The organism is Streptomyces sp. SolWspMP-5a-2 (genome assembly GCF_900091845.1).
Classification (GTDB): Bacteria; Actinomycetota; Actinomycetes; order Streptomycetales; family Streptomycetaceae; genus Streptomyces; species Streptomyces doudnae.
Genome location: NZ_FMCI01000156.1, coordinates 24,411 through 41,728 on the forward strand (window position 1 = coordinate 24,411; position 17,318 = coordinate 41,728).

18 protein-coding genes are annotated in these 17,318 nt (G+C 72.0%); 6 read left to right on the forward strand and 12 right to left on the reverse strand.

What is annotated here, in order from left to right; translation table 11 throughout:
• The first annotated feature begins 109 nt into the window (after positions 1 to 109).
• The gene (locus GA0115242_RS15950; protein ID WP_093828900.1) at positions 110 to 1,540 is read left to right on the forward strand and encodes a dihydrolipoyl dehydrogenase family protein; all 1,431 of its coding nucleotides are present in this window, start codon (positions 110 to 112) and stop codon (positions 1,538 to 1,540) included.
• A gap of 358 nt (positions 1,541 to 1,898) precedes the next feature.
• Here the strand turns inward: GA0115242_RS15950 and GA0115242_RS15955 are convergent, their stop codons facing one another.
• Positions 1,899 to 2,576 (reverse strand): peptide deformylase, encoded by a 678-nt coding sequence (locus GA0115242_RS15955; protein WP_093828902.1) that lies wholly within the window; start codon positions 2,574 to 2,576, stop codon positions 1,899 to 1,901.
• A 157-nt stretch (positions 2,577 to 2,733) separates the two neighbouring features.
• On the opposite strand from GA0115242_RS15955, the gene GA0115242_RS15960 reads away from it, so the two are divergent.
• A complete protein-coding gene (locus tag GA0115242_RS15960) occupies positions 2,734 to 4,143 on the forward strand; it encodes a PepSY-associated TM helix domain-containing protein (RefSeq protein WP_093828904.1) in 1,410 nt (469 codons plus the stop codon).
• A 244-nt stretch (positions 4,144 to 4,387) separates the two neighbouring features.
• Here the strand turns inward: GA0115242_RS15960 and GA0115242_RS15965 are convergent, their stop codons facing one another.
• Positions 4,388 to 4,762, reverse strand: coding sequence for a tetratricopeptide repeat protein (locus GA0115242_RS15965; protein ID WP_093828906.1), 375 nt, complete (start codon positions 4,760 to 4,762; stop codon positions 4,388 to 4,390).
• Positions 4,763 to 4,815: 53 nt separating this feature from the next.
• Entirely contained in the window at positions 4,816 to 4,980 is a 165-nt protein-coding gene (locus GA0115242_RS40760) for a hypothetical protein (RefSeq protein WP_161353163.1), read from the reverse strand.
• On the opposite strand from GA0115242_RS40760, the gene GA0115242_RS15970 reads away from it, so the two are divergent.
• The gene (locus tag GA0115242_RS15970) at positions 4,979 to 5,944 is read left to right on the forward strand and encodes a pirin family protein (RefSeq protein WP_093828908.1); all 966 of its coding nucleotides are present in this window, start codon (positions 4,979 to 4,981) and stop codon (positions 5,942 to 5,944) included. The genes GA0115242_RS40760 and GA0115242_RS15970 overlap by 2 nt on opposite strands.
• Positions 5,945 to 6,009: 65 nt before the next feature.
• Here the strand turns inward: GA0115242_RS15970 and GA0115242_RS15975 are convergent, their stop codons facing one another.
• The 7 genes from GA0115242_RS15975 to GA0115242_RS16005 all read right to left on the reverse strand — a co-directional run bounded on the left by GA0115242_RS15975 (position 6,010) and on the right by GA0115242_RS16005 (position 12,450).
• On the reverse strand, positions 6,010 to 7,446 hold the full coding sequence (locus GA0115242_RS15975; protein WP_093828910.1) for a purine-cytosine permease family protein: 1,437 nt from the start codon (positions 7,444 to 7,446) through the stop codon (positions 6,010 to 6,012).
• Between the two features lie 266 nt (positions 7,447 to 7,712).
• A complete protein-coding gene (locus GA0115242_RS15980) occupies positions 7,713 to 8,756 on the reverse strand; it encodes an LLM class flavin-dependent oxidoreductase (RefSeq protein ID WP_093828912.1) in 1,044 nt (347 codons plus the stop codon).
• On the reverse strand, positions 8,753 to 9,037 hold the full coding sequence (locus GA0115242_RS15985) for a tautomerase family protein (RefSeq protein WP_093828914.1): 285 nt from the start codon (positions 9,035 to 9,037) through the stop codon (positions 8,753 to 8,755). The genes GA0115242_RS15980 and GA0115242_RS15985 overlap by 4 nt, the downstream gene beginning before the upstream one ends.
• A gap of 31 nt (positions 9,038 to 9,068) precedes the next feature.
• Positions 9,069 to 10,556, reverse strand: a complete 1,488-nt coding sequence (locus GA0115242_RS15990; RefSeq protein WP_093828916.1) for an aldehyde dehydrogenase — start codon at positions 10,554 to 10,556, stop codon at positions 9,069 to 9,071.
• Complete coding sequence (locus GA0115242_RS15995; protein ID WP_093828918.1) at positions 10,549 to 11,280, reverse strand: alpha/beta fold hydrolase; 732 nt, start codon at positions 11,278 to 11,280, stop codon at positions 10,549 to 10,551. Before GA0115242_RS15995 ends, GA0115242_RS15990 begins: the two co-directional genes overlap by 8 nt.
• Positions 11,281 to 11,287: 7 nt before the next feature.
• Positions 11,288 to 11,839 (reverse strand): amino acid synthesis family protein, encoded by a 552-nt coding sequence (locus tag GA0115242_RS16000; RefSeq protein ID WP_093828920.1) that lies wholly within the window; start codon positions 11,837 to 11,839, stop codon positions 11,288 to 11,290.
• Positions 11,836 to 12,450: an amino acid synthesis family protein gene (locus GA0115242_RS16005; protein ID WP_237549080.1), complete on the reverse strand. Its 615-nt coding sequence runs from the start codon at positions 12,448 to 12,450 to the stop codon at positions 11,836 to 11,838. Before GA0115242_RS16005 ends, GA0115242_RS16000 begins: the two co-directional genes overlap by 4 nt.
• A gap of 210 nt (positions 12,451 to 12,660) precedes the next feature.
• On the opposite strand from GA0115242_RS16005, the gene GA0115242_RS16010 reads away from it, so the two are divergent.
• From GA0115242_RS16010 to GA0115242_RS16020, 3 genes are read left to right on the forward strand one after another with little or no spacing between them, the layout of a single operon-like run.
• Positions 12,661 to 13,263: an ester cyclase gene (locus tag GA0115242_RS16010; protein WP_237549081.1), complete on the forward strand. Its 603-nt coding sequence runs from the start codon at positions 12,661 to 12,663 to the stop codon at positions 13,261 to 13,263.
• Between the two features lie 49 nt (positions 13,264 to 13,312).
• Positions 13,313 to 13,816, forward strand: coding sequence for a flavin reductase family protein (locus GA0115242_RS16015; RefSeq protein WP_093828926.1), 504 nt, complete (start codon positions 13,313 to 13,315; stop codon positions 13,814 to 13,816).
• Positions 13,817 to 13,854: 38 nt separating this feature from the next.
• Positions 13,855 to 14,571 carry a GntR family transcriptional regulator gene (locus GA0115242_RS16020; RefSeq protein WP_237549082.1) on the forward strand — a complete coding sequence of 239 codons (717 nt, stop codon included), beginning with the start codon at positions 13,855 to 13,857 and terminating at the stop codon, positions 14,569 to 14,571.
• Positions 14,572 to 14,667: 96 nt separating this feature from the next.
• On the opposite strand, the gene GA0115242_RS16025 is transcribed toward GA0115242_RS16020, so the two are convergent.
• Positions 14,668 to 15,807 (reverse strand): amidase domain-containing protein, encoded by a 1,140-nt coding sequence (locus GA0115242_RS16025; RefSeq protein WP_256089449.1) that lies wholly within the window; start codon positions 15,805 to 15,807, stop codon positions 14,668 to 14,670.
• 161 nt (positions 15,808 to 15,968) lie between these two features.
• Positions 15,969 to 17,258 carry a hypothetical protein gene (locus tag GA0115242_RS16030; RefSeq protein WP_093828928.1) on the reverse strand — a complete coding sequence of 430 codons (1,290 nt, stop codon included), beginning with the start codon at positions 17,256 to 17,258 and terminating at the stop codon, positions 15,969 to 15,971.
• Positions 17,259 to 17,318 lie beyond the last annotated feature (60 nt).

The following is a 17,318-nucleotide window of genomic DNA, read 5'->3' on the forward strand; positions in this document are numbered from 1 at the left end:
CGGGCCTCGTGTCGGGGCGAGGCCGTCGGCACAAACGCGGCCGGTCGGCCACGTATTCCGCGCCCCTACCCGTGTGGCCCCGGGCCACACCACCCACCAGACTGGCCCCATGACGGAAACGGAAACCATCGCGTACGACGTCGTGGTGCTCGGGGCCGGGCCCGTGGGGGAGAACGTGGCCGACCGCACCCGCGCGGCCGGTCTCTCCACCGCGGTCGTGGAGAGCGAACTGGTCGGCGGCGAGTGCTCCTACTGGGCCTGCATGCCCAGCAAGGCCCTGCTGCGCCCGGTGATCGCCCAGGCCGACGCCCGCCGCCTGCCCGGCCTCGCCCAGGCCGTGCGGCAGCCCCTCGACACGTCCGCGGTGCTCGCACGACGAGACGACTACACCTCCCACTGGAAGGACGACGGCCAGGTCGCCTGGGTCGAGGGCATCGGCGCCGACCTGTACCGCGGCCACGGCCGCCTCACCGGGGACCGCACGGTCACCGTGACCGGCCCGGACGGCACCCGCACGGTGCTCACCGCCCGGCACGCGGTCGCCGTGTGCACCGGCACCGGCGCCGTCCTGCCCGACCTGCCGGGGCTCGCCGACGTACGGCCCTGGACCAGTCGCGAGGCCACCAGCGCCAAGGCCGCGCCCGGACGGCTCCTGGTGGTCGGCGGCGGTGTCGTCGCCGTCGAGATGGCCGCCGCCTGGCAGGCCCTCGGCTCCCGCGTCACCCTCCTGGTGCGCGGCAAGGGCCTGCTCAACCGCATGGAGCCGTTCGCGGGCGAACTGGTCGCCGACGCGCTCACCGAGGCCGGTGCCGACGTCCGCACCGGCGTCTCGGTCACCGCGGTGACCAGGGAGAACGGCACGGTCGTCGCCACCACCGACGCGGGCGACCGGATCGAGGCCGACGAGATCCTCTTCGCGACCGGCCGCTCCCCGCGCACCGAGGACATCGGCCTGGAGACGGTCGGCCTGGAGCCCGGCTCCTGGCTCACCGTCGACGACACCCTCCGCGTCACCGGCAACGAGTGGCTCTACGCGGTCGGCGACGTCAACCACCGCGCGCTCCTCACCCACCAGGGCAAGTACCAGGCGCGCATCGCGGGCGCTGCCATCGCGGCCCGTGCCGCGGGCGAGGACGTGGCCGCCGAACCGTGGGGCGCGCACGCCGCGACCGCCGACCACGCCGCGGTGCCGCAGGTCGTCTTCACCGACCCGGAGGCGGCCTCCGTCGGCCTGTCCCTGGCCGAGGCCGAGCAGCAGGGGCACCGGGTGCGGGCCGTCGACATCGACCTGGCCTCGGTCGCGGGGGCCAGCCTCTACGGCGACGGCTACCGGGGCCGCGCCCGGATGGTCGTCGACCTGGAGCGCGAGCTCCTGCTCGGCGTGACCTTCGTCGGACCCGGGGTCGGCGAACTGATCCACTCCGCGACCGTCGCCGTCGCCGGACAGGTCCCGATCAGCCGCCTGTGGCACGCGGTCCCGTCCTACCCGACGATCAGCGAGGTCTGGCTGCGGCTCCTGGAGGCGTACCGGGACAACTGAGACCCGGCGGGGGAGCCGCGCGCCCGCACCGGTGCGGCTCCCCGGCGGCGACGGCCGCCCCATGAGTGACGGCGCTGCTGTGACGGCGGTGCTGTGACCGCGGTCCTGCTCGGCCGCCCTGTGACGGCCATCCCGCTCGGCCGCTCTGTGACGGCGGTCCTGTGACGGCCATCCTGCTCGGTCGTCCAGTGTCGGCGGCTCCGCGGCGGCCGTTACGCGACAGCCGTCCCGCGTCGGTCGCCCTGTGACGGCCGCCGTGCGACGGCGGCCCTTGGGACCGCGGCCCTTGGGACGGCCGCCTTGAGACGGCGGCATTTGGGACGGCCGCCCTGCGAAGGCGGGCCTGCGACGGGCCCTCCTACGAAGCCGACCCGTCGTCCGACCCCGCGTGCCGGGGGAGGGCGAAGCCCAGCGCGGCGGCGGCCCGGTCGGGCGTCGGCTGCGCCCAGCGGGCGGCCACCGCCTCGTTCGACGACAGCGAGCGCGGCTCGGCGCGGTCCAGGTAGAGCATGCCGTCGAGGTGGTCCGTCTCGTGCTGCACGATCCGCGCGGGCCACCCGCGGAACACCTCGTCGACGGCCCGCCCGTGCTCGTCCTCGCAGCGCAGCCGCACCGCAGCGGGTCGGTCCACCACCGCCTGCCAGCCCGGCACGCTCAGACAGCCCTCGAAGAACGCGGCCCGCTCCCCGCCCACCGGCTCGTACGACGGGTTCACCAGCACCCGGAACGGCAGCGGCACCCGCCCGCGCGCCGCCCGGATCTCCTCGGGGACCGGCGCCGGATCCTCCACCACCGCGATCCGCAGCCCCACCCCGACCTGCGGCGCGGCCAGGCCCACCCCCGGCGCCGCGTGCATGGTGACGCGCAGCGCCTCGACGAAACGGGCCAGCAGCGCCGGTTCCAACTGCCCGGTGAACGGCTGGGCGTCGGCGCGGAGCACCGGATCACCGGCGGCGACGATGGGCAACGGACCGTCGGTGGCGAGGAGTTGCTCGACCCGCTGGGCAAGGGGCACGGCGGCGTGGGGAGATGACATCGACCAAGGATGTCACGCGCCCGACGCCCGACGTCCCGCTCCGATGTGACGCAGACCACTTCCGCGGCCGGGAACTCGCGGACCCCCGCCGCCGACTCCTGCACCGCGACCGCAGACGTCGCCCCGACATCCGCCCCCGTCCCCCGGAGACCCGACGATGTCCACCGCTCCCCCGACCACCACGGACGAGACCCCGAGACCCGCCGCCCCGGCCCCCTCGCCCGGCGTCTGGACCCCGCTGCGCCCCCTGGTCCTGCGCCTGCACTTCTACGCGGGCGTGTTCGTCGCGCCCTTCCTGCTGATCGCCGCCGTCACCGGCTTCCTCTACGCGGCCTCCTTCCAGGCCGAGAAGCTGGTCTACGCCCACGAGTTGACCGTGCCGGCCGGCGAGCGCGAGATACCGGTCTCGGAGCAGGTGGCCGCGGCCCGCGAGGCGTATCCCGAGGGAACCGTCTCCGCCGTGCGTCCGGCCCCCGAGCCCGGCGCCACCACGCGGGTGCTGCTCTCCGGCGTCGAGGGCGTCGACTCCGCCCACACGCTCGCCGTCTTCGTCGACCCGTACACCGGGAAGGTGCGCGGCTCCCTCGAACAGTACGGTTCGTCCGGCGCGCTGCCGCTGCGCACCTGGATCGACGAGTTCCACCGCGACCTGCACCTCGGCGAGACCGGCCGCCTCTACAGCGAGTTCGCCGCGAGCTGGCTGTGGGTGATCGCGGGCGGCGGCCTGGTGCTGTGGTTCTCCCGCCGCCGCGCCCTGCGCAAGGTCCGGGGCACGTCGGGCCGCCGCCGCACCCTCGGCCTGCACGGCACGATCGGCGCCTGGGCCGCCGTCGGCTTCCTCTTCCTGTCCGCGACCGGGCTGACCTGGTCGACGTACGCGGGCGCCACCATCGACGAACTGCGCACTTCCCTGGGCCAGTCCACGCCCTCGGTCACCGCCGACGCGGGCGGCGACCACGCCGGGCACGGGGCCTCGGCCGCCGCCGGGAGCGCCGAGCACGGCGTCGGCCTCGACGCGGTCCTCGCGGCGGCCCGCGGCGAGGGGCTGGGCGATCCGGTGGAGATCGTGCCGCCCGCCGACGAGTCGTCCGCGTACGTCGTCCGGCAGATCCAGCGGAGCTGGCCCGAGAAGCAGGACGCGGTCGCCGTCGACCCGAACAGCGGCGAGGTCACCGACGTGGTGCGCTTCGCGGACTACCCGGTGCTGGCCAAGCTCACCCGCTGGGGCATCGACCTGCACACCGGCAACCTCTTCGGGCTGGTCAACCAGCTCCTGCTGATGGCGCTCGCGGCCGGTCTGGTCCTGCTGATCCTGTGGGGATACCGGATGTGGTGGCAGCGCGGCCGGGGCAGTGCCTTCGGCCGGCCGATCCCGCGCGGCGCGTGGCAGCAGGTCTCCCCGCGGATCCTCGTCCCGCTGGCGGCGGGGGTCGCCGTGCTCGGCTACTTCGTCCCGCTCCTGGGCATCCCGCTGGCCGCCTTCGTCGTCGTCGACGCGGCCCTCGGGGAGGTCGCGCACCGGCGCGCACGCGCGCGCACGGAGGCGGCGGACCAGGGGGCGAGGTAGCCGGACCAGGACGCCTCGGTCGGCTGACGTGCGTATGCGTGAGCGGCGTGAGCCGGTGTGAGCCGAGGTGACCCGACCGGAGCCGGACGCCTCGATGGCGCCGACCCGCGCATCCGGAGACGGCGCGAGCCGGGGGCAGCCGATCCGCGCCGTGGTGGCGTCGGGGCGCGCACGGAGGCGGCGGGGGCGTGACGTGAGGCTCGCGGGCCCTGTCACGCCCCCGCCGCCGGGTGCGCGCTCCGGTCTACTCGGCGGCCGGGGAGCCGTCCTGGAAGTCACCGGCCAGGGCGGCGGCGATCCGCAGCTGGGTCTCCGCCTCCTCGCCCCGCCCCTGGCGCTCCAGGGTGCGGCCCAGCATCAGCCGGGCGTAGTGCTCGACCGGGTCCCGCTCGACGATGACCCGCAACTGGGCCTCCGCGCGGCCCAGTTGGGCCGAGTGGTAGTAGGACCTGGCCAGCAGCAGCCGCGGCCCGGTCTGCTCCGGCACCTCCGCGACCAGCGGGTCGAGGACGTGCGCGGCGGCCGTGTACTCCTTGGCGTCGAAGAACAGCCGGGCACGCTCCCACCGCTCCGCGGGCGTCCCGTGGGCGTAGTAGGCCGAGTCGAATGTGGTGTTCACGGTGACCTCCTTCGCCGGGCACAACCCGGGGTGATGGTTGAATATTCCACTACCTAAGGAGCCGGGCCGCTGTCGCTGTCGCTGTCGCTGTCGCTGTCGCTGCCGCTGCCGCTGCCGCAGTCGTCGTCGCAGTCGTCGTCGTGCCGGTGTTCGAGGACGCCCGCCGACCGGGGGACGCGCTGACGGGACGGCCCCGACGGGGCTAGGTTGTGGCCCATGAGCAATCTTGATCGCGAGGCCGCGCCCGCCGTCTGCGGTGGCCGCGGCTTCGTCGTGGCGGAACCCGTGCGGGAACTCCTCAGTCCGCGGCGCGTCAGGCTCGGCGAGTCGACCGAGGTCCGCCGCCTGCTGCCCAACCTGGGCCGCCGCATGGTGGGCGCCTGGTGCTTCATCGACCACTACGGGCCGGACGACATCGCCGACGAGCCCGGCATGCAGGTGCCGCCGCACCCGCACATGGGCCTCCAGACGGTGAGCTGGCTGCACGAGGGGGAGGTCCTGCACCGGGACTCCACCGGCAGCCTCCAGACCATCAGGCCGCGTGAGCTGGGCCTGATGACCTCCGGCCGGGCGATCAGCCACTCCGAGGAGAGCCCCAGGTCGCACGCCCGCTTCCTGCACGGGGCGCAGCTGTGGGTCGCGCTCCCCGACAGCGACCGGCACACCGACCCGCGCTTCGAGCACCACGGCGACCTCCCGGTCGTCACCGCGCCCGGTCTGAGGGCGACCCTCGTGCTGGGCTCCCTCGACGGAGCGACGTCACCGGGCACCACGTACACCCCGATCGTCGGCGCCGACCTGGCGCTCACCCGGGGCGCGGACGTGCGCGTCCCGCTGGAGCCGGACTTCGAGTACGCGGTCCTGTCCATGTCGGGCGAGGCCCGGGTCGACGGCGTGCCCGTGCTGCCGGGTTCGATGCTCTACCTGGGCTGCGGCCGCTCCGAACTGCCGATCCGCGCGGAGTCGGACGCGGGCCTGATGCTGCTGGGCGGCGAGCCGTTCGACGAGGAACTGATCATGTTCTGGAACTGGATCGGACGCTCCCAGGAGGAGATCGAACAGGCCAGGTCCGACTGGATGACGGGGTCCCGCTTCGGCGAGGTGCGGGGCTACGACGGCGCCCCCCTCCCGGCCCCGGCTCTGCCGCCGGTGGCGTTGAAGCCGCGGGGGAGGGTGCGCTGACCCGGGGGACGCCCGTGCCGTGAGCGGCGCCGCCCCCGGCGCCGCGCGTTGCCCGGACCGTCCGGTCAGGAGCGGGTGAGGGCCGTCGGGTTCTGGGCCGACGGTCCGCCCGGTGCGGACGGGGTCGCCTCGTCGCGCACCCACAGGGGCTTGAGGCGGTACGTCAGCAGGTACAGCACCGCCCCCGTCCCGGCCGCGACGAACATGCTCAGGTCACCCGCGCCCGGGTACGCCCTGGCGAACGCGCCGGTGTAGAAGCTGGACTGCCAGAACGGGACGGAGGCCGCGACCCCGCCGACCCAGGCGACGAAGCCCCAGCCCAGCACCCGTCGCCGGTCGTAGAGTTCCTTGATCCGGGACGGGTCGGAGCGCCCGCCGAGGTAGAAGTCGAGGAGCAGCACCACCGCGAAGGGCGCGATGAAGTACGCGGTGAGGTTGAGGAAGACCTTGAACTTGTCCTCCGTGCCCGACTCGCCCCAGAGGCTGATGACGTAGGCGAGCAGACAGATGACGGTGACCGCCTGCGAGCGGCTGATCGGCACCTTGAGGGTCTGCACGGAGATGGCGCCGCCGTAGACGTTCAGGAAGTTCTGCGCCAGTGCCGAGAGGCCGACGGCGATCAGCGCGGGCACCGCGAACGGCCCGGCCAGCTCGTGCAGCGCGGTGATGGAGTCCGAGCTGGTGGCGCTGCCGCCGACGACCACGCCGAGGATGCCCAGCCAGCAGATGGTGACGAAGTTGCCGAGGCCGGTGTACCAGGAGGTGCGGCTGACGACCTCGGGGGTGTCGGGGAGGTAGCGGGAGTAGTCGGAGGCGAAGGGGGCCCAGGCGACCAGGAAGGAGAGGAACCAGCCGCCGAACGTGATCCAGCCGCCGGTGGAGCCGATGTACCCGGCGGCGTGCGTGTTGGTGTGGAAGAGGCTGCCGCCGCGCACCACCGCGACCACCGTGATCAGCAGGAACAGCGGGGTCAGGACGTAGGTGAGGACCCGCTGGAGGTAATTGATCATGTTGTAGCCGAAGATCGCCACCACCAGTTGGACGGCGGTGAGCACGCCCCCGCAGACCCAGAACGGCAGATGCGTCAGCCCGGCGAAGGCCTTGCCGCCGAGGATGACGGTGACGGCGGCCCAGCCGATGCCCGCGAAGACGTTGATGTAGGCCACCGGCAGGAAGTTGCCGAAGAAGCCGAGCGGGCCGCGGGCCTGGATCTGCTGGGGCACCCCGAGGCGTACCCCCATGAGGGACATCACGGCCATCAGCAGCGAGCCGACCGCAGCGCCCACCGCGATGGCGGTGACGGCGGCGCCGAAGCTCAGCCCGAACCAGGCGGCGCTGAAGCCGAGCAGGATGATCGGGAAGTTGAGACCGGCGGCGAACCAGACGAAGAACTGCGAACTCGGTTTGCCGTGCCGTTCGTTGTCGGGGATGTGGTCGACGCCGAAGGGCTCGACCTTCGTGACCGCGCTGCCGTATACGGGCGCCGTGGCATCGTTGGACATGGCGTGCTCCTGGGGACGGGAAGCGGAGGCTGCTTTCGGTGGGCGGGCTGGTGGGCGGGCTGGTGGTGGGGCTGGAGGCGGGGGCCGGGGGCCGGGGGTTCACCCGGGGGCGCCGGACGCCCGGCCGTCGTGGACGGGCGGTCCGCGTGTGTGAAGGGGGGCGCGAGTCAGGGGGTGAGGGGTGCGCGCCTCGTCGAACGGGTCCGTCCGCGGCGGCCGTTGGAGGTGGTACGGCCGCTGCCGGGCGGGCGGAGCCGGGGGTGTGGCTACCGGAAGGCCGGGACGACCTCCTTGATGAACAGTTCGAGCGACGCGCGCTTCTCCGCGTGGGAGAGCCCCGTGTCGATCCAGAAGCTGTACTCGTCGACGCCGAGCTCCTGGTAGGCGCGCAGCCGCTCGATGACCTCGTCGGGCGTGCCGATCATCGCCGTCCTGTGCAGCGACTCCGGCGCGAACTCGGGGCGGTCCGCGAACTTCGACTCCGGGCTGGGGTCGAGGAACCCGTCGCGCGGGGTGGTCTCGTTGCCGAACCACGCGTCGAAGGTGCGGTAGAAGCGGTTGATCGCCTCCGCGGCCGGGCGCCATCCCGTCGGCTCCTCCGGAGCGTGCACGTGGGTGTGGCGCAGCACCATCAGCTCGGGACGCGCCACCTCGGGGTGGTTGGCGACCGCGGTGTCGAACTTCCGCTTCAGGTCGACGACTTCCTCGTCCCCCTTCATCAGCGGGGTGACCATGACGTTGCAGCCCTGGGCGACGGCGAAGTCGTGCGAGTCGGGGTCGCGGGCGGCCACCCACATGGGCGGATTGGGCCGCTGGACCGGCTTGGGCACGCTGGTCGACGTCGGGAACTGCCATATCTCGCCGTCGTGCGCGTAGTCGCCCTGCCACAACGCCCGTATCGCGGGCACGAGTTCGCGCAGGTGCTTGCCGCCGTCGCGGGCCGAGAGGCCGCCCGCCAGCCGGTCGAACTCGAACTGGTAGGCACCGCGGGCGAGTCCGACCTCCATCCGGCCGTCGCTGATGACGTCGAGCAGCGCGCACTCGCCGGCGGCGCGGATCGGGTTCCAGAACGGGGCGACGATCGTCCCGGCGCCGAGCCGGATGGTGGAGGTCCGCGCGGCGAGGTGGGCGAGGAGCGGGATGGGGCTCGGGGAGATGGTGTACTCCATCGCGTGGTGCTCACCGACCCACACGGTGCTGAAGCCGCCGGCCTCGGCCATCAGGGCCAGCTCGGTGAAGTCCTCGAAAAGCCGGCGGTGGCTGACCTCCTCGTCCCAGCGCTCCATGTGCACGAACAACGAAAACCTCATGACTGCTCCTCCTGCTGCGCGTCGGCCGGGCGTCGGCTCGTGTCCCGGCCGTGGTGTGCGTCGATGGCCGGCCCGGCCGGTCCGGTGCCCGCGGCGTCCGCCTCGGTGAGGGTGACGTCGCCGGTGGACCAGTGGGACCGGGGGACTTGGTGGACGACGACCCGGATGTGGTCGGGCCGGGCGTCCGTGGTGCGCTGGACCGCTGTGTGCACTGCGTGCAGCAGGGCCCGGATCTGCTCCGGGCTGCGGCCCTCCGCGAGGGTGATGGCGACCTGCGGCATGTCGTTCCCGTTCTCTCGCGCCGGTTTCCGGTCAGCTCCGCATGGTGAACGGATCGGCCACCGGCTCCTCGCTGGTGTTGATCCAGACGCTCTTCAGGCGGGTGTACTCCTTGACGGCCTCGGTGCCGTGCTCGACGCCGACGCCGCTGGTCTTGAAGCCCTGCCGCGGGGACATGGGGGACATGGCCCGGTAGGTGTTGACCCAGATCGTCCCGGCGTCGAGGCGGCCCGCCATCCGGTGCGCGCGGGCGAGGTCGGTCGTCCAGACACCGGCCGCGAGCCCGTAGTCGGTGTCGTTGGCGAGCCGGACGACCTCCTCCTCGGTGTCGAAGGGCATGACGGCCACCACCGGCCCGAAGATCTCCTCCCGGACGACCCGCATGCCGTTGTCGACGTCCACGAGGACGGTCGGCTCGTAGAAGTAGCCGCCGAGGCCGCCGTCGGTGGCCTGCCCGCCGGTCAGCACCCGCGCGCCCTCGCCCCGGCCGAGATCGACGTACCCGGCTACCTTGTCGCGCTGGTCGGCGAAGGCCAGCGGCCCGAGTTCGGTCCGCTCGTCGAGGGGGTCGCCGATCCGGATCGTCCGCGCGCGCCCGGCGACCCGCTCCAGCAGCTCGTCGTAGACCGACCGGTGGGCGAAGACCCGGCTGCCCGCGATGCAGGTCTGTCCCGCGGCGGCGAAGACACCGGCCACGACACCCATCGCCGCGTTGGCGACGTCCGCGTCCCCGAAGACGATGTTGGGGGACTTGCCGCCGAGTTCGAGGGTGGAGCCGATGAACCGGCTCGCGGTCGCCGCCGCGATCCGGGCCCCGGTGGCGGTGGAGCCGGTGAAGGAGATCTTCGCCAGGTCGCGGTGGTCGACCAGGGCCTGTCCGGCCTCGGCCCCGAACCCGGTGACGACGTTGACCGCGCCCGGCGGGAAGCCCGCCTCCAGGGCCAGTTCGGCGAGCCGGAGGACGGACGCCGAGGTGTGCTCGGACGGCTTGACCACGACGGTGTTCCCGGCGCAGAGGGCCGGGGCGAGCTTGCTGCTGGTCAGCGTCAGCGGGGAGTTCCAGGGGGTGATCGCGCCCACCACGCCGAGCGGTTCCCGGGCCGTGTAGTTGAGCACCCGGCGGTCGGAGGTCGGGATGAAGTCGCCGTGGATCTTGTCGGCGAGCCCCGCGTAGTAGTGGTAGTACTCCGGCAGGGCGGCCAGCTGCCCCCGCATCTCGCGCAGCAGCTTGCCGTTGTCCAGCGTCTCCGTCCGGGCCAGTTCCTCGGCGTTCTCGGCGATCAGCTCACCGAGGCGGCGCAGCAGGTGCCCCCTCCTGGTCTGGCTGAGGTCGCGCCAGCGTGGGTCCTCGAAGGCGCTCCGCGCGGCGGCCACGGCCCGGTCGACGTCGGCGGCGTCGCCGCGCGCGGCCCGGTAGAGGACCTCGCGGGTGGCCGGGTTGGTGCTCTCGAAGTACGCGCCGGAGGCGGGCTCGGCCTGCTCGCCGCCGATGACGTGCCGCAACGTGGTGGGGTCAGACATGGGAACACTCTCCGAGGAAGGCGGTGAGATGGCCGGCCAGCTCCCGGGGACGTTCCACGGGCAGCATGTGCCGCGCCCCGGGGACGACCACCGCGCGGCAGTCGGGCAGGGCCGCGGCGAGCCGCCGGGTCATCTCGGGGGTGGAGCCGGGATCGTCCCCACCCGTCACCGCGAGCGCGGGGACGGCGATGGAGCCCAGGCCGGGTCCGAGTTCCGTGTCCGCGGTGGCGAACACCCGGTAGCAGGCGAGGAAGGACGCCAGATCGTTGGCGAGCAGGGTGGCCTCGGTGCGGGCCACCTGGCCGGGGTCCACGTCGGTGCCGTCGTACCACCGTCGCAGGGAGGCGACCGTGCTCGCCGTGAAGTCGCTCTCCGCGGTGCGCAGCCGGGCCAGGACGGAGGCGCGCTCCGCGGCCGTGCGCCGGCAGACCGAGCTGACCGAGGTCAGGGTCGCCACCCGCTCGGGCCGGTGCAGCGCCAGGTGCTGGGCGACCAGCGCCCCCAGGGAGAACCCGACCAGGTGCGCGCCGGCCGGGATCTCGTCGGCCACCCCGTCGGCCAGGTCGGCGAGCGTCACCGTGCCGCGCACCGGGCGGCGGGTGCCGTGACCGGGCAGGTCAGGGGCGATCACGGTGAAGCGGTCGGCCAGCAGGGAGGCGAGGGGCTCCCACAGGGTGTGGTCGAGTCCGACGCCGTGCAGCAGGACCACGGTCGGTTGGCTCATCGCGCACCTACTGTTCGGTCGTGAGGGGTGCCAGACGCTGCTGGGGGCGTCCCTGGGCGGCGGCGGCGAGCGCGACGACGATCTCGCCCGGGTGCGGGGCGTCGCTGACGCGGACCTCGAAGCTCTGGTGGTGCGAGCGGATCGTGGCGTCGGTGATGTGCTTGAGCGGGATGTCGAAGACCACTCCGGCGGGGCCGCGCTTCTCGACCGCGGGCAGCAGGGTGGTGGCGTCGGCGGCCTTGCGGAAGTGGTCGCCGAACTTGAGCGTGTGGATCAGGGCCGAGCCGTGCTCGATCTCGCCGTCCAGACCCACGATGGCGGCCTTGCCGTACGCCTCGGCGGGTTCACCGAGGGCGTCGAGGACCGCCGGGGCGAGCAGCGCCCCGAGGTCGGAGGCGTGCGCCTCGATGCCGGGGGCCAGGTCCTCCACGAAGCCCTGCCCCGCCCAGGGGTTGTCGATCACCGCCGCGACGACGGCGATCCGGGCGGGACGGGCGAGCGGGCGGCCGCCCTCGGTGTGGATCTCCTCGACGACGGTCACGATCCTGCGGACGCTCATGAGGAAACAACCTCCAGGGTTTCTGTGGTGACGGCGGGGTCGGTCCTGCGGTCTCCGATGCGGGGGTGCGGGCGCGGCCCCGTCGACGCGGCGGCGACGACGACGATCTCGTCCGCACGCGGTCCGTCGGAGACGCGGACGCTGACGGTCTGGTAGTGGCTGCGGGTCGCGGCCTGCGTCTTGTGCCACAGGGGGACGATCAGGGACTCCCCGGCCTCGGCGCGCGTGTCGGCGAAGCAGATGATCGACTCGCCCCGGAGGAACTCGCGGACGAGGTTGCCGAAGTACGGGGTGTGGATCAGCGCCCCGGCGTGCTCGATCTCGCCCGCCGTGCCCACGATGGCGGCCTTGCCGAACGACTCGATCGCGTCCACGCCGCCGAGGGAGGCGATGAGCCGGTCGGTCAGCAGCCGCGCGAGCACGGGTGCGATCCGCGCCTGCTCCGGGACCAGGTCGGTGGCGGGGCCCGAGCCCAGCCACGGATTGCGGACGACCGCGGCGACGCTGGCCCGCCACACGGGCCGCGCGGGCGCCTCACCCGCCTCGGTCAGGACGGCGTCGCGGTAGAGCACGAGCTTGCGGAGACCGATGCTCTCGTCTGTTTGCTTCAAGCCCTCTTGCATGGCACAGGACCCTAGGCACGGGTTCTCGGAGCCGTCAAGAGGTCTGCGGAGATGCCCTCGGTATGCCGGTCCACACCCCCGCGTGACGGTCACACACTGCTGTGAACTGGTTATTTTGCGAGTCGGAAGGCGTGGGGCCGGGCCTCTCCCTGTCGGGGTCTTGACGCTCCTCCAGTGCCGTGCCTTACTGCTTCTTGTATGTCAGAGCAGGCCGGGTTCACCTTCGACCCCGGGAAGCCGGTGCCCGTTCACCTGGAGACGGGTGAGGACGCGGCCACCGGCGACGCACGGGTCGAGGACGCGACGGACGGCGGGGCGCGCAGCCCCGCTCCCGTTCCCCGCCCCCGGCCCTTCGATGGAGAAGGGGAAGAGATGCCGAACACCGCCGACGCCCGCAGGGAACGCATCGAGACAGCGTGGGTCCGGGCCTGGGGGAAGGGCGACGTGGACGCGCTCGACGGGCTGCTCAGCCCGGCGTACCTGCGCCACGGCACGGACCCGCACCCGCAGGGCCCGGACGTCCTCAAGGCGGCGATCGTCTCCACGCGCGCGGCGTTCCCCGACCTGACCACCGTCATCGACGACATCGTGATCGAGGGTGACCGGGCCGCGATCCGCTGGCACAGCAGCGGGACCCACGAGAACGCCTTCCTCGGTGTTCCGCCGACCAAGCGGCGGGTCGACATCGGCGGCGCCACGTTCGCCCGCTTCGACGGGGACCTGATCGCCGAGGAGCACGTCACGTGGGACCCCCGGGCGCTGCTCGTGGCGCTGGGCATCATCAGCCTGGGCCAGGACTGACGGCGGGACCGGGACAGGACCGACGACCGAGATGACTAGGAGCACCCCCATGACCGCGCTTGCCTCCACCCCCGACCTCGACGTGATGAAGCGGGTGAACCGGCAGTTCGTCACCGGCGTGACGGTCGTGACCGCGATGGACGGAGACACCCCCCGCGGTCTCGCCGTCAACGCGTTCTCGAGCATCTCGCTCGACCCGCCCACGGTGATGGTGTGCGTCCAGCACACCTCGTCCACCCACGACTGCCTCTTCCGCGCGGACCACCTCGCGATCAACATCCTGTCCACCGGGCAGCTCGACGTCGTCGGCACGTTCGCGGCCAAGTCCGCCGGCAAGTTCGCGGACCTGGACTGGGAGAGCGGCCCGTTCGGCAGCCCGCTGATCGCCCGCAGCAGCGCGCAGATGGAAGTGCGGATCCGCGAGCGGCTGCGGGCCAGCACCCACACCGTCTTCGTCTGCCGCGTGGTGCACGCCGCGGTCACCGAACTGCCGCCCATGGTCTACAGCGCGGGCAGCTTCTTCGACGGTGGGGCGCTCACGTCTCTGGGATGATCCGGTGGGCGGCGGTACCAGAGATGGGGAAACAGGCGATGAATCGCGACGCGGGCGAAGTGAAGAACGGGTCGATGCAGGCCAGGGTGATCGCGGAGATGCGCAGACGCATCATCGACGGCGACGTCGCACCCGGGGCCTCGCTCTCGGAGACGGTCCTCGCGGACGAGTTCGGCGTGAGCAGGACACCGGTGCGGGAAGCCCTCAAGCAGCTCCAGACCGAGGGACTCGTCGAGATCCGGCCCCGGGTCGGGACGTTCGTCACCACGCCCTCGCGCCGGGAGATCACCGAACTCTTCGAGATGAAGGAACTCATCGAGGGCGCCGCCGCCCGCCTGCTCGCCCAGCGCGGCCGCGTCCCGGAGATCGATTCCCTGGAACGGAACCTCCGGGAGGCCGACGCCGCGGTGGAGCAGGACGACCGGGAACGGTACGCGGCGCTCGTCCAGGAGTTCCACGACCTGCTCATAGCCGGGTCCGACAACAGCAAGCTGCAGGCCCACTACCGGATCCTGATGAACCAGCTCGCGTACTCCCGGCTCGTGAACACCTCGCTGAGCCAGCCCGGCCGCGCCAGCCAGTCCGACCGGGAGCACCACCTGGTGCTGGAACTGATCCTGGAGAAGGACGGCGACAGCGCCGAGCGCGTCATGCGCGAACACGTCAGGGCCAGTCGCAGGGCCCTGCTTGCGGGCCTGCCCGTCGACGGGCGGCGCGCGTCCGCGAAGCCGAAGCCCGGCCTGGCGGGCTCCTGACCCCGGGCGTCCGCGTGCGCCCGGAGAGCCGAACGGCGTGATCCGGACCGGGGTTCCGGTCCGGATCACGCCGTCGCGTGCGGTGCTACGGGCCGATCAGGTGCGGTAGGCGTAGTACGCCGCGTTCGGGTACGACGCGACGAGGCTCGCCACCGACCGGTTGTACGTGTTGGTCGAGTGGTACGTGACGAACGGCACGCCCTGCGCGTTGCGCGAGGTGACGATCATCGTGTGGTCCTTCGACCCGTCCTTGTCGAAGTCCATCTGGAGAACGTCCCCGATGTCCATCTGGTAGACGTTCGCCAGGCTGGTGACCCGCTTCGACGACAGCGCGAACCACGAGAACTCGTTCACGCCGACGAACGAGTCCGACTGGATCTCGTTGTTGCCGAACCACTTCTTGAAGTCGTAGGTGTAGCCGGGAACGTGCTTCCAGCCACCCGCCTTCAGGGACTGGCTGACGAAGTTGGTGCAGTCGCCGCCGGCCCCGGCCCCGTTGAAGTCGGGGTAGTCGGTGTTGTACTTGCTCCAGTACTTCGTCGCGTAGGCGACCATGGCCTTGTAGTCGTAACCACTGGCCGTCATGTTCTTCGCGTTGGCGGGCGCGGGCCGCGTGGTGGCCGCGCGGGGCGCCGACGGCGGGTTGTCGTCGTCGGCCGCGACGGCCGGCGCGGCGACGGCCGGCTTCTCGACCTGGTTGACCGCGAGGTAGCCGTCGTCGGTGCTGCGCACACCGCTCAGCCGCCAGACACCCTTCGAGTCGGCCTTGAAGGTCAGCTCGTGGTGGGCCTGGAAGCCGGTGGTCTTCGGCTCGCCCGCCTTGGCCCGCTCGTACGTCAGCGCCGTGGTCTCGGTGACCGCGACCTTGGCGCTGCGGCCCTTCACCCGGGTGGCGTCCAGCTTGACGCTGGTCTGCGCCGCGCTGTACTCCTCACCGAGCTTCGCCAGCCGGGACTTGCGCGTACGGAGCGCGTCGAGCGTCGACGACTCCTCACGCGACTGGGTCCCCGACAGACGCACCTTGCCGGTGAAGCCGTGCGTGCGCTGCTGGTGCCGCTTCCCGCCGGTCGCGGTGTCGTCCACCAGGGCCTGCGTACGGTCCGCGAAGACCGCGTCGGCCAGCCGCTGGAAGGTGGCCTTGGTGGCCGCGTCCACGGTCGGGTCGTCGGTGACGGCCGCGCCCGCGCTCCAGTTGGGTACGAGTACGGCACCGGCGACCACGGAGGCCGCGGCCACCGTGACTATGCCGGCACGGCTACGCGTACGGCTCAATCTTCTCGATTTCAACGATGTTCCCCTCTACGCCGGTACACCGACCGCGCGCGTCCGCATCCTCGCACGAGTGGTGCAGGGACTGTGAAGGGAGGTCCGCAAACGGAATCAGACTGTTTCCGGGCTCACTTGACGACCGTCGACCAGTCCGGGGACTGCGCCGGGTCGAGACCGCGCATCCGCTCCAGGGTCTCCGGCTTCTGCACGTCGAGCCAGTCGGCCAACTCCTTGAAGGACACGCACTTCACGCCCTTCTTCGTGCAGGTCTGCTTGATCACCTGGTCGATGGCCTTCATGTAGATGCCGCCGTTCCAGTCCTCGAAGTGGTTGCCGACGAACAGCGGTGCCCTGCTGCCGTAGTAGACCCGGTTGAACCCCGCCATGTACGAGTCGACGGCCTGCTGCTCCCACTCGGGGTACTTGGACGGGTCGCCCGAGACCTCGCCGTCGGACTGGTTGTACAGGAAGTTGAAGTCCATGGAGAGGCCCTGGTACTTGCCGCCGGGGTACGGCAGCATCTGCAGCGGGAAGTCCCAGAAGCCCTCCTTCTTGGCGGGCCATATCTGGAAGTCGCCGGGCGAGCTGGCGTCGTAGCGCCAGCCGTAACTCTTCATCGCCTTCAGCAGGTTGGGCTGCCCCTCCAGGCAGGGAGCGCGGCCGCCGACGACCTCCTTGCGGAAGTCGAAGGGCAGCGCGGGCAGGTCCTTGTAGCCGGTGTTGGTCTTCCAGTTCTCCACGAAGTCGTAGAACTGGTCGATCTCGCTCTTCCACTCCGCCACGCTCCAGTCGCCGCCGCCCTTGGCGCCGCAGAAGTGGCCGTTGAAGTGGGTGCCGATCTCGTTGCCGTCCTCGTAGGCCCCGGCGAGCTGCGTCAGCGTGGTGCGTATGTGCTCGTCGGTGGGGTAGCTGATCGCGGCGGAGCCGACCGAGTGCTGGGGCGGGTGGTAGAGGTCCTTCTTGCTCTTCGGCAGCAGGTAGATGCCGGTGAGGAAGAACGTCATGTGGGCGTCGTACTCCTTGGCCAGCTCCCGGTAGTGCGAGAAGAGTTCGTCGTCGCCCTGGAGCGCCCCGTCCCAGGAGAAGACGACGAACTGCGGTGGTTTCTCGCCCGGCTTGAGCGGCTCCGCCTTCAACTCGTTCTTCTGCGGCCCGGTGTAGGAGGTCGAGCCGTCCCCGAGGACCTTGACCTTGCCGTCCCAGGCGGGTTCCTGGTTCGACTTCGTCGTGCCGCCGGCGGCCGATCCGTTCTTGCCGCCGGACGCGGCTCGCGCGTCGCCGTCCGAATGGTCGAGGACCAGGTAGCCCGCCACGACCGAGCAGACCACCAGCAGGACGGCGGCGACGATCAGATACCGGGGCGGGGGAGTACGGCGGGGCGCCGGTGCCTTGCGGCGGCGGCCGGAGGTCGACTTCATACAGGGCTCAAATCTGCGAGGGGGGTCCCGATGGTGCGGGTGCGGTCGCGAACGGGCTGG